Genomic DNA, 14,421 nt, shown 5'->3' on the forward strand with positions numbered 1-14,421 from the left:
TATAACACAGAGCAGCCCTACTCCCGGGTCACTTTTACTGACCCGGGGCAGCCAGGGACTCACGCAACGCCACGGTCTCCCAGGCCGCCACCAACATCACCACCATCGTGGTCAATGCGCCCAGCACCAACGCTGAAAACAGATGATTCAGCGCCAGGGGCAGTAGCAACATCAGCAGTGCCAGGCCGACCAGATGGGACAGCGGCGGCAGTAAACGATCGGCCATCACCCACTTGAACAATGCGTTACCCAGCAAAAACAACCACGGCCCGGCGATGATCGCGAGGATGCCGGCGTCGCTGGCGTGATCCGGATGCATCAGCACCAGTTCATCGGCCACGGCGCTGACGATAACCCCGGCGACGATCAAGACATGCAGGTAGGTGTAGGCGATCCGCGCCTGCCGGCCCGGGTCGGTGGAATGGGCGATGCGATGGTGGGCACGCTCGGCACCGCTGTCGAAATACACCCACCACATGGCGATGCTGCCGAGCACCGCCATCACGAATGCCGTTACGCCTTGCAGGCTCAAGTCCAGTTCGGCAAAGGTCGCCCCCGTCACCAGCAGCGACTCACCCAGGGCGATGATCACAAACAACCCACAGCGTTCGGCCATGTGATTGCCTTCGACATTCCAGTCCTCCAGCGTCGAACGCCCGAGCCCCGGCACCCAGAAATACAGGGACGGCGAAATCAGTTCTATCAGCAGCGCCAGCGCCCAGCAGGCCAGGCGTTGATCGCCTTGCAAAAACGCCCCGGCGATCCAGAACACCCCGGACAGCACCAGCCAGGCAAGGATGCGCTGGAAGTTGCGGGTCATGTTCCGCGCCTCGCCGCGCACCGCCCAAATCGCAAACAGCGTGCGCCCGACTTGCATGAACACGAAGGCCCCGGCAAACATCAACCCATGGTCGGTAAAGGCCTTGGGTATCGATGAGGAGAGCAGCAATCCGGCGATCATCAGGCCGAACAGTCCGAGGCGAACCGGCAATTTTTCCGGGTCGAGCCAATTGGTGATCCATGACGTAAAAATCCACACCCACCACACCGCGACCATCATCAACGCGACCTGCACCGCGCCGCCAATGGACAAGTGCGCCAGCAGCGAATGGGAAAGTTGCGTCACGGCGAACACGAACACCAGATCGAAAAACAACTCGACCATGCCGACCTTGCCGCTGTCGTGACTGCCGCGACCACGCAATAACGAACGGGATGGGTTCATGGTTTAGGCCCTGTATTTAGAGTGAACCGGCACTGAGCATGTCAGCCATGCCCCGCTCGCTCATGAATGCCTCCAGACGTGAGCGCAACCAGCGTTCGGCGGGATCGGTGTCGACATGGCTGAGCCAGACCATGGACAGGTCGAGGGTCGGGGTCTTGAAGGGAAACGGCTCTTTGAACAACTGGCCGGACGCTGCCATCGCTTCAGCGGTGTAGTCCGGCAGGCTGGCGATCAGGTCCGTTCCGGCCAACAGCGCCGGCAACGAACTGTACTGCGGCACGGAAAGGACCACATGGCGCGTGCGACCGATTTCCGCCAGCCACTCATCGGCGTAGCCACTGACGTTGGCTGTGTGGGAAACCAGCACGTGAGGCCGTGAGCAATATTCATCGAGGGTCAGCGGCGTGTCGGACGCATCCGCGCGCAAAATGCTTGGCTGAATATGCCGCAGCAATTTGCGCTTGGCATTGGCCGGCAGGCCACGGGTCTGGCTGATACCGACGGTGATGTCGCCGGAGGCCAACAGGTCCGGAATGCGCCAGTAATCGACATGCTGAACCACGAACACCACTTTCGGCGCCTCTTGGCGCAGGACGCGCAACAGCGGTGGCAACAGGCCGAACTCGACGTCGTCTGACAGGCCGATACGGAAGGTCATGGTGCTGCTGGCGGGGTCGAAATTGTGGGTCAGGCTCAAGGCCACTGACAGCGAATCCAGAGCGGGCGACAGGTATTGGATCAGTTCCTCGGCCCGGGCCGTCGGCTCCATGCGATGGCCGACGCGTATAAACAGTGGATCGTTGAACATCGTGCGCAAGCGGTTAAGTGCAGAACTGATAGTCGGCTGACCAAGAAACAGCTTCTCCGCCACCCGCGTGACGTTGCGTTCGAGCATCAAAGTCTCGAACACCACCATCAGGTTGATATCGGCCTTGCGTAGTTCATTACGATTCATCCACTGCCCCCGATCCCCAAAACTTGGACCATCTTAGAAAGGCCCGGGGGGCGCGTCTATCGGCATGATCGCCGCTGTGCGTAGGAACACTGCACCGTCAGCGATTTGATCCCCAGGGCCTCACGTGCGAATAGTCTCCAAGTGAAAACCGTTTCGGGCTGATTGCGTCGGGCAACTGCAGGTGAATCCGCATCAACGTATCGCCGGCGATGGCTGCCGTGCCCGGAATTTCAATACGGCACAAAGCTTTCAGGAGCGAACTCTCCAGCGCGGATGAAGCGGCAGGAGCGAGCGAGAGCCATTCGTCAAAAGCGCAAATCAAACTGTAGGAAAAGCCCTCAAATCATTGGAAACACATACTCGATAGCCAAAACAACCAGCTCCGCTAGGCTTGCTGGCATGCGGCACACAGGCTGTCGCAAATGACCCATCGCACGGAGCGAGTTGAATGTATTTTGAGATTTACAGGCAATCGAAAGGCACCCCGAGTACCGGCAAAGGGCAATGGCGCTGGCGGTTACGGGCGGGGAATCACGAGACGGTTGCGAGCGGGGAGTCGTATGTGAACAAGGCGGATTGTCTGCATGTGATCGGGTTGATCAAGGGCGTGCACGAGGGGACGCCGATTAAGGAGATTTAAGCACCGCGATAGCTGCTCATGTGCAGTGGGCAGCTAGTTCGCCCTGGGGATGCAAGGGAAACGGGCTTGAAAAATCAGCCAACGACGAGGGTGATTTGAAAAGCGCCGAGACCAGTACGTTTCCGTTTGCCGAGCCTTCGCGTGTAGTGCGAACACGATCAGCTTTAAAGAGTAGAAACAAAAAAGCCCCGTAGCTTGTTCAGCTACGGGGCTTTTTCTATGTAATGGCGGAGAGATAGGGACTCACCATACATTACCCTCAACCCCTTTAACCACGGCAATACGCGGCTTACAGCTTCAATAGTAGTACAAATGAGTAGTACAATTCATTGTATACCTCTCATTCTACAGTGGCGTGTCCATGGCTCACAATTTGATCCAGAAGAAGGGCGAATCCACGTGGTACGCGAAGCTGGCAATCCCTTCTGACGTTCGACATGCCTTCGGCGGAAAGGCCGCATTTATCCAATCACTGAAGACCGGTCTTCGATCAGAGGCAATGACCCGTCGCCTCTCCGTTCTCGCGGATTGGAAAGCCCAAATCGAGGCAGCACGGGATAAGCGAAGCCGCCGTGGTGATGGTTGGAAAGACCGTGTTGCAGAGGATGCTCAGGACTTCAACCAGATTATCCGCCAACTCAAGATCGACACGGCCCTTGGCGAAACGAAAACGTCACCGCTGGACATTGATCCGGCCCACCTAGAAGAGTTTCGGCAGTTCGTTTTCAGCGATACCGAGACTGGGCGCCGTCGCCAAGCTGAAGCAGAAACCGTTTACGCCATGCAGGGAAAGGATGGTGAACTAGCTGCTCACGACCTCGCTCATAAGATGGTGCTGGAGATGTGGGGCGGGTTGATTGCTCACAAGAATGACTTTACAGCGACTGAAGCCAAAGAGGTGCAAGCGATCCTGACTGACCCGACTGCCCACAAGGTCAAGTCGCCCATCACCAAGCCGCGTATCGCCACTTTCCGTCAGCACCGTGAAGCACGGAATGTAGCCACCAAGACGATAGATCAGCAGCAATCGAAGCTTGAAAAGCTTTCCGCGTACCTGGCTAAAGAAGCTAAGCCGCTCGACTTCGACGCCGTATCAGCGTGGCTCGATTCCCTCAAGCTAGCGAGCAAGACCCTCACCCAATATCTGTTGGCAGGTAACGTATTCTGGAAGTGGGCAATAAAGCATGACATTCGCTGGCGTGAAGACTTCAAGGATAAGGCCAACCCATTCGAAAACCATGAGCTACCGCAAACCCGTGGTAAGGAACGTGCAGACCGTCAGCGAAAAGACTTCCAGCCGAAAGAAATTGCAGAGCTTCACGCTGCTGCACTAGCCGCTGACCACACGACACTGGCCGACTTGATCCTCTTGGGTGCGTACACAGGCGCCCGAATTGAAGAGCTTTGCCAGTTAAGGGTTGAGCACCTGATTGAGCCGGATGGAATCGAGAGCTTCGACATTGTTGATTCGAAGACCGCAGCGGGCATCCGTGTCGTACCTGTGCACCCTGCCCTGTCGAGCATTATCGAGCGTTTGAAGGAGGATTCGAAGGACGGCTACCTGATCCAGTCTGACAGTAAGAACAAGTATGGCATCCGTTCTGACGCGCTCTCTAAGGCATTCGGCAGGCTCAAGGAAGCCCAAGGTTACGGCGCCCAACACGTATTCCATTCGATCCGTAAAACGGTCATCACTCAGCTAGTCAGGGCTGAAGTGCAAGGTACGTTAATCGCTGAACTGGTAGGTCATGAAACGGGCACTGTGACGTTTGACGTCTATTCGCAAGGGGCGAGCACCGCACAGAAGCTGGCAGCAATCTCAAAACTCCCCGTCCTCGCCGCTTAAATAACTGAGTCGGCGTTGTTGGTATGAGCGATTTCTCTTCCTTTATATAGATGCATACCCGCACACTGAACGGCCCGTTATCCTTACCGCCGCCCATCCGCTGCCCCCAAGGAATACCGATGAACGATCTACTCTTCGCCCTCAACAGTCAGAAGAAGAGCACCAACCACATACTTCATTTTTTGCTGTGCCTCTTCACAGGCGGATTCTGGGTGATCCCTTGGATATTCATCGCATCAAGCAACAATGCTCATAACCGCGACATCGATTCTGATATCAACATTCTGGTGAGTAACAGGCTGCGCGGTTTGAGTGGTGCGGAGTCATTAAAGCGGTTGAAGAAGAGCACCAATACACGATGGATTCGCGACGACTGCATTTTTATATTGGCATCGATTGTCTTCACTATTGCCTTGGTCTACTGGCTGAAACGTTGACTCGTATGAGGAAAGCGGGTTAATCATGGATATCACTTCGTTAGAAAGTGCATCCACCCCCTGCTTGCATTCCACACCACTCGCCTACATCCAGCCAGCACCGAAACCCCATAACAGATAAATCATCACGCAGCAACTAAAAGTGAAAGTTTTACTTGACAAATCAGGAACTTCCTGTAGAATAGTAAGTGTAGGGACCGATTGTTTTCTACAACTCTTTTACCCCCGAATTCCCCCCATTTGATTACCACACTAGTTTAGCCTCCAGTGTCGTAGTCAGAACACATGTTGATCGTTTACGCGAATGGACGATGCAACTACCCACACCATTTAAGCTTGGGTCAGGATTCCAACGGTAATCCGTGGGGCACCACCGTTACAACTTCGTATACGTACCCTTCATTGTCTAAGAACCTCCTCCTCATAGACAGATAAGGTTACTCCAGTCGCAAGGTTTTAGGATGCCTTTCCACAAGCTAGCAGTCTTGGCGACGAATACTGCTCTAATTTCCTGCATCGCATTCCTCCCCGTAGAAGCTTCCCACAATAAGCTGATGACAGTTCCGCCAGTAACTGCTACGACAACTGGCACCTAATCCAATGCTCTTGAGACGCCTCCAACTAATCACTTGCATCCTTTGAGCCAGCTTAAATGCTGGCATATTCTTGTCTGTAGAAAAGAATCCTCACACACAACTCCAAGGAGACACATCATGTCGCTATCCCTGCTCGTCTACTGTGCTCGCTGCAATAAGCCAGTTATCACGAAACACAAATCTAAACGCCGTTGCTGTTCTCACGCTTGTTTTATGGCCATGTGGCGAAATGACCGCAAGCTTGCTGAACAAGCAACTCAAGAATCACAAGCCGCATAACCAGCAACACCCCCTCTATTCATCTAGGAGAAACAAATGAACACCATCAACATCGAACACATCACAATCAATGTGACCATCCAGCCTCATGAGCCTGTGCAAGAAGCCACACGCCTGCAAGAGCCTTTTAAACGTGGACACCGGACACCTGAAGAGACTCAAGCCAAACAGCTACGCCTTGAGATTCTAAAAACTCGTCAACTAGCCATTCAGAAGAGTGCAGAACGTCTTCAACGTAAGCTCCGTGTAGCCGAAAAGCTCCGTGAGATGTTTGGCAATGATGTGGCTAACAGCATTCTAGGGGGAATCGTCTAATGTTGATGATCCTCTGCATGTGCAGCTCTGCCGTATCTTTCGCTTGCATCTGCCAAGCAACTACAACCGCATAAAACACAACCAAAAAACTCATCCAGAACGGAGACTTTAAATGAACCCAACATACAACCCAGCTTATGACGCTAAAGTTAACCGCCGCCATCTCAAAGCTGAACTATCCGAATACATCAAAGCTGCCATTGAAGCAGCAAAGAACGGCATTCCTCAACATGAAGGCAGCATGTCACCAACAAGTAGAGTGGAGTTCCGTGTATTAACCACTTACGAAGGTATGGTGCGTTACGCCCAACTAGCCTCTGAAGGCTGGCTACTTGACTCTGACGCTCGCACACCACTTGTTCCAACTCCTGGCTCTGCTCTCACTTTCGTGTGTATCGCCCCTGAAAATGTCTTCAACGAGCAATTCCTTGAGAAAATCGTTAAGCGTGCAGAGTACGACTACGAGAAAGAGATTGCAGACCACAACAAGCGTGCAGAAAAATTGCGTAATAGTGATGCTGCTGTAGTTGCTGAAGAAGAACGTCTATTCGCTGAATGGAAAGCAGGCATCAAAGCACAAGCGGAAGCTAACGTGAAAGCTCAAAGCGGCCCAACGGATTACGAACAACTCTACATGAGCGGCCCAACAGCTACTTGGGAACACGCCCAATAAGAGGCTCCAAGTTATGACACAAGGATAATCACATGTCGATGCATGAAGAAGTAGCCCGTCTCACGGGCACGCTGGTGTTCAACGTCAACACTGGCCCAATGCAACAGTTTATGGCAATGATGCAGAACGCCAGCAAGATTCTAAACACCTTCGCAAAAGATTATGAAAGACTCAATAAGATCATGTCTAAGAGTATCAAGGTTAAACTAGATATATCTGGACTGGACAAGGCCAAAGCCAAGTTAGAACATGCTCAAGCCAAGGCAAACAAAGCTAACCAAGCTGTTGCTAGTCAACGAGACAAAGTTGCCTCTGCCAAAACTCCAGCCCAAGCCAGAACTGAGGAAGCTCAACTAGCCAGATTGCAAACTGCCAAGTCCCGTGCAGACCGCGAACTACTCAGAGTGCAGGGACAGGCAACAAAGAACCAAGGGGCTTTGCAGAACATTGCCCAGAAGGCTCAGACCCACGCTGCTACACTGAAGCAGAAAGCCCAAACACTGAACTACCAAACATCCGCACAGAAACAGATTCAGAGTCACCGCAACGCCCGGCACGCTACATTCCAAAGTATCGCTGCCAACCGTAACGCCATCCAGCAGCAGCAATTGTCTAACCTTCAAGCCAAGGGTGCGAAGATTAACTCTGGTGGTCACTCAAGTAGTGGTCATGGTGGTATGGCCCGTTTCTTTGCTGCTCACGGTCATGGCAACTTGCATAACGTCGCCAAGGGAATCGCCAACGTAGGTAATACAACCTCAAGTTTTGGCTCTGTTCTAAGTGGCTTTACAAGTGCCTTGAGCCCCGCAACTCTCGCTCTTGGTGGCTTCGGTATTGCCATTGCCGGTGTCAGTTCTGCCCTTGGTGCATTACATGAGCGTGTTGAGGCACGCGAACACTCCACCGCTGACTCTGAACAGTTCGGATTCGCTCTACAGGCATCTGGTGACGATACAGAGACACAGAAGAAGGCACGTGCTGGATACTTGAAAGCATCTCAAGACTACGCCAACCCAATCAACACAGACACAGCCAAAGAATACGTTAAACAGTTCCGTGCTATGACAGGCAAAGGATATTCTGACGATGACGCAATTCAATTCCTTGATAATGCCGCTGCTGTGAAGCGTGCCGCCAACATCACAGGCATTGATAACACAATGATGGATAGGGAAACCCGTAACGCCCTGTCTAAAGGCAAGTTGGACTCTCGTCAATCTATGGCTGTCCTGTCCCACTTGGGCGCTGTATCTGGCATGTTTGAATTTGGTGTCGCTAAGAACCGTGGCTACAAAGGCGATGAGTCTGGTGCATCCAAGTATCTGAATAAAGACCACCACGCTCAATTCACAGCAAAAGATTTGATTGCTGGTTACGATTATGTAGCCAAGAATACAAGAGACGTGCAAGAGCGTCACGCTGGCTCTATTGAGAACAGCGAAATCACACTACAGAACCAAAAGTTCTTGCAAAGAGTGGCCCAAGAAAACAACCCTGAACTAATCTCTGCTATCCACGACCGAATTAAGGCAGAAGAAGATTTGAACAAGGCCATGGAGCCACTGCAAAAAACGCTGCTTAACTTCGACATTGCCTTAACCAAAGCTGAAACTGGGTTGCTCAACTGGGCATCCGGCTTGAACATGGATGGAAGTAAGAAGACTGAACAGCAAAAGCTACAGGAAGACTTGAGTCCTCCAGACATGCCAGTTTCCCTTAGTATGGTTGGAACTCCTGACTATTCGAACGTCGATACCAATACTCAACGCCAGACAGGCCCAATCGGTAACTTCTGGAACTGGGCGCTTGGAGTCAAGGATAAGCCAGTGGAAGCACCAACTCTTGGCACACCAGCTATTCCAGATTTGGATACTGGTTCGCAATCCTTCAACAGTGCTTCTGACAAAAACCTGAACTACCAGCCTAAGCAATCGAAGATGCCAAACCTGTACGACACTCTTAGTGCAATGCAGAGTGCAATGTCCGACTCTAGTAGTATGCAGGCCGCCACAACAACAAGCCAAGTATTCAACACGCCGATAACTGTCGAGGGGGCGAACATCAACGTGACTCTTTACGGTACGGCGAACGAAGGTGACAAGAGAGAGATAGTTGCTTTGATCGACAAAGGCATGAAAGACACTCTCTCTCAAGTTCCAAACATTGCCAAGGGCACATTGAAAGACGCACTTGGTAACGCCAGAGCACAGCAGGCAGAGCGACAATAACCGAGGGGGCGCCAAGTTCCCTCAACCCATCAATCCCAACTTTAAGACGAACATTCATGACATCCCTGATCAAACTAATCAAGGTGGTGATGTTATCACTCATACTGATTTTCACAGTTTACACCTATGAATCACAGCAAGCTCTGGCCAGAGATACTGCCTTTATGATCATGCAATCACGGCAGTACGCAGATAACCGCATTATTGATTCCCAAACTAGGGTGCTCGATATGGTGGGAGAAGTTTCTAAAGCTACGCGGCTACTAGCAATCATCATCTGCCAGAGAGAGAACGACCGCTCTCTGTGCAGTGACAACCTACATACGCAAGGAGAACCCAGACAATGAAGCTACCTTACAACCAAATCAACAAGCAATACGACCAGTACGAGGCCGCCTACAAATATCTTGAAGATTGGTACGGCCACCATATCCCATACATGTTCCCCGATTTAGTGGCACATCTGGTGCGATGCCTTGACTACGGCGTGACAGAAACCCAATTCAGGCGTGATGCCAAAACCATGTACAGCATTTAGTGATTGGCGGCTAAATTTTAAGCAGCCAATGAATCAAACCCCGATAGCGAAACAACCATCACTCCCAATTCATCCAATGGAGAACCCTCTATGAAAACCTGCATCTGCCAGAACTGCGGCCATGTGTTCGTGAGCAAACGAATTCGCCCATTCTGCAATAACACGTGCCGCCACACATTCATGGCAAACAACCCACTTCCCGCAATCCTGATTGGAGCAAACACTAATGACCAAACCCGACACACACAAACAATCGAGTAAGACCCGCCGTCCAACCTGCCAGAACCCAGCGTGTAAAAAACGGTTCACCACGACAGTAGCCACCGCTAAGTATTGTTCTACCAAATGCGGTGACGCCAGACGGAACAGCCGTAAAAAGGTTGACCCGCTTGAGAAGGCATTGAAGTCTGCGTTTTTCTACTACATCGCTGGCGAGTGTCTACGCGCTAACACCCTTGAGATTCTCCACGGCCACACACTGGAAACTCTGTGTGAACTCCACGAAGTCTATAAGAGCAACATGAAATGGAATGGCTATGGCGGCAGTAACGCTTATGAACTCAGCCATATTGCTTCCGTGAAAGGTCATGCTGGCGTGGGTATGTTGTTTGCTGAAAATCTTGTGTCCGCTCCCAAGGCTCTCAACCGCGCTCACGGCAACAAGCACTACGGGTTTGGCAAATCGATCAGCCGTCTAACGCTCAACCCCAAACACTCCGTAGACAAGCGTTGGAATACTCCGTCTGAAGTGGTGCAGATGGTCATCAGCTATCTGGGCAAAGACTTGGTATTGGCCGTCATCAAGACTTGCAAAATCAAACCTGCACAGCGTAGTCAGTTGGTTGAATGGATTCTCGCTCATTACGATCCGGCTAACCCTCGTCACTTGATCGCCCTGGGCGACCTGTCCCAAATCCACGACCTCAAGACTCAACAGTTGAAGCACGTTAAAGACGCCATGCTTTATGAGGAAGCGGGAGAATACTTTGCGTCCCCAGCGGCTCACCCAGCAATCGTACTGCGCGATGAACTGACCAGACTGAGCGCCTACCGTCCAGAGCTTGAAGTCTACGCCTACGCTCTCGATGAAGCCTTGACCACGCAAGGCGACGACTACAGTTTGTTTTCCAAGCATCATGAACAGATGTTGTTCGACGTGCTGCACGGAAAGTCGATTGCTGTCATGGCCGATACGCTGGCAATGGTCATTGGCGAGAACACCGCTCACAGGTTCATCACCTACGACGACAGCGTTGCAGTGCTGCCGAGATACCACGTTGACGCCTTCCATTTCGTCACCAACCCCCAAGCTGGCGCCCAACTTCACACAACGTCGCTGGCAGCTTTCAAAGCGTCTCTGGGCGTCGATATCGAGGTGGGCAACCACATTCAGCGGCATGAGGAAATCGCGCTGCACATGCTCCCAGTGGCCGTATTCGACCCTTGGGGTAACGAAGTGGAACAACCTCCGTTTTAACTTTTCTGCCCGTCTGGCTCACGCTTGGCGGGCTTTTGTTCAGCGGTACTACACGTTGGTTCGCTATCGGCATTTAATAAGGGTAAATGGCCCACGCCCTAAAATTTTAGGGCGTACCACAGGAGAACAACATGAGTATCAAACAGAGTGCTTCGCTTTGCTCGCTGACTACTGGCAGCCGTAGTAGAGGTTCCACCGGGACCGATATGCACCCAGCCCATGTATTACGGGGCCTCCAGCCGATTTAGGCTGACGCGTTCACACCTCCAGAGAGGTACATTTCAGAGTGCGTACAGTTGACAGGGAACCCTGTCAGGACATTGACCCTTGAATGAAGTCAGCTTTTAGGCGATGCAACCCACTGATCCAAATGCAAATAGTTCTTGACACGATCTGCAACCATCAGTACAATGCGCTTGATCTTCAGTACTTCAGCACCACCGCGAAGCCTCCTGACACACCGCCCATATTCATAACCTGTCACCACAGAACAAAAAGCTTCTGCTCTTGATGTTGTTTGAAAGGTATCCCGTGTCGGTTAAGACACAGCGGTATTACCCTTCAAGTTGTTCCCTCCGACCGTAAGGTCAACTCTGTTCCCAGCTTCTAAAGTGCGAATTAAAACCTTCAGAAACATCCTGAAAACCCACTCCATCACATTTATTATGTACTGATTGGTACATAATGTTGTAATCCCTAAAGCCGTCAGGCTACCCGGTAGACGAGGGAAAAATTTCCTTCGTCGCAACTCAGTTCCTCTCGCACCCCCGGATTCATTGGCCCAAAGCCCTATGTGAAGATTCTGTTTTCCTGATTTATGCCAGTTGACCTGTTATGACTGGTGCGGAATGTACTAAGCAATCTGCTTTCTCTTCCCGCAAGAATCAGTTTTTCACCACTTTCAGTCAACAAACAGCAACAAAACGCCAATTCAGTGCAGATGCCTGCAATACTCTCAATCCTTCTGCTTCTCATTCTTAAGTGCGAATGTTTCTCGATTATTCCTTCCGGCCTTGTCCGGTGAATCAGCAAAATTTTTTGCTCATTGGCGGAGAAATTTTCCTCTGCCAATCAATACACGTCTGGAAAGGGCACTGATGTCCTTGGTGAATCGTCAGCAAAATTTTTTGCCCACGTCGGCTAGATTTTCAGCTCACGCCTAGCCATAACACTTCGTAGACGAACGTCAGCAATATGTTATGATGATCCCATCACCAACGATGACAGGGGCGAACGATGAAACAGGTAGTGGCTTATGCACGTGTAAGTACCGACGATCAGTCACTTTCCGTTGCTGGTCAGTTCGCTGCTATCAAGATCGCTGCTGAAGCCAACGGCTGGGAGATTGTTGCCCAGTTCACCGATGAGGGTGTGTCAGGCTCCATTGATCCTCAGGAACGCCCCCAATGCCGTCTGGCTCTTGCTATGGCTAAAGGTTTGAATTGCCCAATCGTGGTTCACCGCCTCGACCGGCTTGGACGTGATCACGCACACTTCATTACGCTGCAAAAGAAGTTTAAGTTCATCGAAGCTGAGGACGTGCATGGCAGTGGTTTGGTGCGCAATATCAAGTCGCTGCTGGCTGAAGAAGAGTTGATCAAGATTCGCCAACGCACAAAAGACGGATTAGCAGAATTGAAGAAGAACGCACTCCTAGATACTCAGAAGGGTGCAGAAGCTCGCCAGAAGATTGCCAACCGGGATGCTGGCCGTATGGCCGCATGGGCTGTAGGGAACGGTGCGGCTGTAAAAGCTAAGGCAGTCAACGCCAACATCCGTGCAAAGTCATTGGAAGCTGAACTGAAGGCTTGCTTATACGATGGTCAACCAACTCTGGCCGCTATCGCTAGGTGCCTGAACGACAAAGGAGTCACGACTGAACGTGGGAGTGCATTCCAGCCCATGACGGTAAAGCGCCTGATGGAACGTCTGAATCTTTCTCTCCCAAGCTAACGCCAAAAGGTTGAGCCAGCCCCTGTTTGAACAACTCTCAACACACGCCAGTAGTAGACATCCTACCGGGATGGATTCGCCTCCAGACCACGTATATCAAGGCTCACAGCCCGTTTCCACTGACGCGCTTCAATGTCAGTGGCGAGCGAATTCACCCGGTAACTAACACATAGCCCGCCATTGAGCGGGTATCGTCATGCCCTCAGTTCGTACAGTCACAGCACGCTGTCACAGAGCGCCATACAGCCCCAACAAGCCACGCTGATACAACACAGCACCTCGCCCAATACAAACTGATCACACCCCACCAACAGCGTCACAGCCAGCCACAGAAGGCAGATCGTGCGTAGGGTGTCCGTCTCTTATTTGTGGTTCCGCTTGGAGCGATCTAACTGACGCCGCTGTTCGCTGCTTGATAGCTCTGGCTTTAAGCCATTATTTTTCCCTGAGCTGAATCGAGGAACGCGCTCAAGTGCATGACTCTCGCGGCGCGGGGGCGGGAATTCGCCAGAAAATCGACCCTGAGTGCATATTCACTGTAGGAGCCCGGCAAGCGGGGCATGTAGAATCAATGCCCCCCCCCCGCAAGGAGCAAATTCATGACAAGTAAGCCACGCCAAGTAACTTTGCGAGTAAACCAAACCGATATTTCACCAGATACCGACGTGATGCTTCAGCGGGACCTTGCGCGCTTCCAGTTCTACTACTCCATCGCCGGTTTGATCCTTGGCCTTCTATGTATGATCGGCGGGATCACTTTGTTCGTGCTTGGTGTAACAGGCGCTTCTGACTGGTATACCAACATCTGGGGGGCGGAATCTCGAATCAGTCAAGCCGCACCCGGCGCCATCCTTTTCATCATTGGCTTATTCGTCGTGATTTTCACGCGATACAAATTCAAGCATGTCCCGTCCAATAGGTAAGGCAGGGCTTCAAACCCTCAATCACTCCCCAACCAATTGCCGCACATAATCGATAATGGCAAACTGCCGCTTTTGACAGGGAAGTAAAATGGCACTCATCGCGTGTTACGAATGCTCCAAGGAAATCAGTGATACCGCCCAATCATGCCCCGGTTGCGGCGCCCCCGTGAAGTCAAACAACAGACCAGCCGGCCCAAGGCCATACCAACCGGCACATCGCATGGTTAGCCTTCCGCTCTTTCTTGGGAACGTTGTACTAGCCCCAATCTTCGTATGGTTTCTGCTCCGTAAAGGCTACTCGACTCAGTCTAGAGTGATTGGGTTTGGATGGCTCGC

General features: G+C 51.9%; 12 protein-coding genes. 10 read left to right on the plus strand and 2 right to left on the minus strand.

The genetic code is table 11. The annotated features are described in order from the left end of the window. Positions 1 to 34: 34 nt before the first annotated feature. A complete protein-coding gene (locus V5E99_RS16605) occupies positions 35 to 1,225 on the minus strand; it encodes a low temperature requirement protein A (RefSeq protein ID WP_499803407.1) in 1,191 nt (396 codons plus the stop codon). Between the two features lie 16 nt (positions 1,226 to 1,241). Continuing rightward, positions 1,242 to 2,180 (minus strand): LysR substrate-binding domain-containing protein, encoded by a 939-nt coding sequence (locus V5E99_RS16610; protein WP_499803408.1) that lies wholly within the window; start codon positions 2,178 to 2,180, stop codon positions 1,242 to 1,244. Positions 2,181 to 2,628: 448 nt separating this feature from the next. On the opposite strand from V5E99_RS16610, the gene V5E99_RS16615 reads away from it, so the two are divergent. The 10 genes from V5E99_RS16615 (at position 2,629) to V5E99_RS16660 (ending at position 14,085) form a co-directional block, all read left to right on the plus strand. Next, on the plus strand, positions 2,629 to 2,820 hold the full coding sequence (locus V5E99_RS16615; RefSeq protein ID WP_499803409.1) for a YegP family protein: 192 nt from the start codon (positions 2,629 to 2,631) through the stop codon (positions 2,818 to 2,820). A gap of 361 nt (positions 2,821 to 3,181) precedes the next feature. After that, positions 3,182 to 4,666, plus strand: a complete 1,485-nt coding sequence (locus tag V5E99_RS16620; protein WP_499803410.1) for a tyrosine-type recombinase/integrase — start codon at positions 3,182 to 3,184, stop codon at positions 4,664 to 4,666. A 119-nt stretch (positions 4,667 to 4,785) separates the two neighbouring features. Beyond that, complete coding sequence (locus V5E99_RS16625) at positions 4,786 to 5,103, plus strand: hypothetical protein (protein WP_499803411.1); 318 nt, start codon at positions 4,786 to 4,788, stop codon at positions 5,101 to 5,103. 911 nt (positions 5,104 to 6,014) lie between these two features. Then, on the plus strand, positions 6,015 to 6,293 hold the full coding sequence (locus V5E99_RS16630; protein WP_499803412.1) for a hypothetical protein: 279 nt from the start codon (positions 6,015 to 6,017) through the stop codon (positions 6,291 to 6,293). A gap of 112 nt (positions 6,294 to 6,405) precedes the next feature. Then, the gene (locus tag V5E99_RS16635) at positions 6,406 to 6,966 is read left to right on the plus strand and encodes a hypothetical protein (RefSeq protein WP_178991803.1); all 561 of its coding nucleotides are present in this window, start codon (positions 6,406 to 6,408) and stop codon (positions 6,964 to 6,966) included. Positions 6,967 to 6,998: 32 nt separating this feature from the next. Next, positions 6,999 to 9,194 (plus strand): hypothetical protein, encoded by a 2,196-nt coding sequence (locus tag V5E99_RS16640; protein WP_499803413.1) that lies wholly within the window; start codon positions 6,999 to 7,001, stop codon positions 9,192 to 9,194. 343 nt (positions 9,195 to 9,537) lie between these two features. Then, complete coding sequence (locus V5E99_RS16645; protein ID WP_499803414.1) at positions 9,538 to 9,732, plus strand: hypothetical protein; 195 nt, start codon at positions 9,538 to 9,540, stop codon at positions 9,730 to 9,732. Between the two features lie 226 nt (positions 9,733 to 9,958). Continuing rightward, entirely contained in the window at positions 9,959 to 11,209 is a 1,251-nt protein-coding gene (locus V5E99_RS16650; protein ID WP_499803415.1) for a hypothetical protein, read from the plus strand. A 1,236-nt stretch (positions 11,210 to 12,445) separates the two neighbouring features. After that, positions 12,446 to 13,162, plus strand: coding sequence for a recombinase family protein (locus V5E99_RS16655; protein WP_499803416.1), 717 nt, complete (start codon positions 12,446 to 12,448; stop codon positions 13,160 to 13,162). Positions 13,163 to 13,761: 599 nt separating this feature from the next. Further along, positions 13,762 to 14,085: a hypothetical protein gene (locus tag V5E99_RS16660; RefSeq protein WP_499803417.1), complete on the plus strand. Its 324-nt coding sequence runs from the start codon at positions 13,762 to 13,764 to the stop codon at positions 14,083 to 14,085. Positions 14,086 to 14,421 lie beyond the last annotated feature (336 nt).

It is taken from the genome of Janthinobacterium sp. LPB2021202312-11-4, assembly GCF_037049705.1.
Taxonomy (GTDB): domain Bacteria; phylum Pseudomonadota; class Gammaproteobacteria; order Pseudomonadales; family Pseudomonadaceae; genus Aquipseudomonas.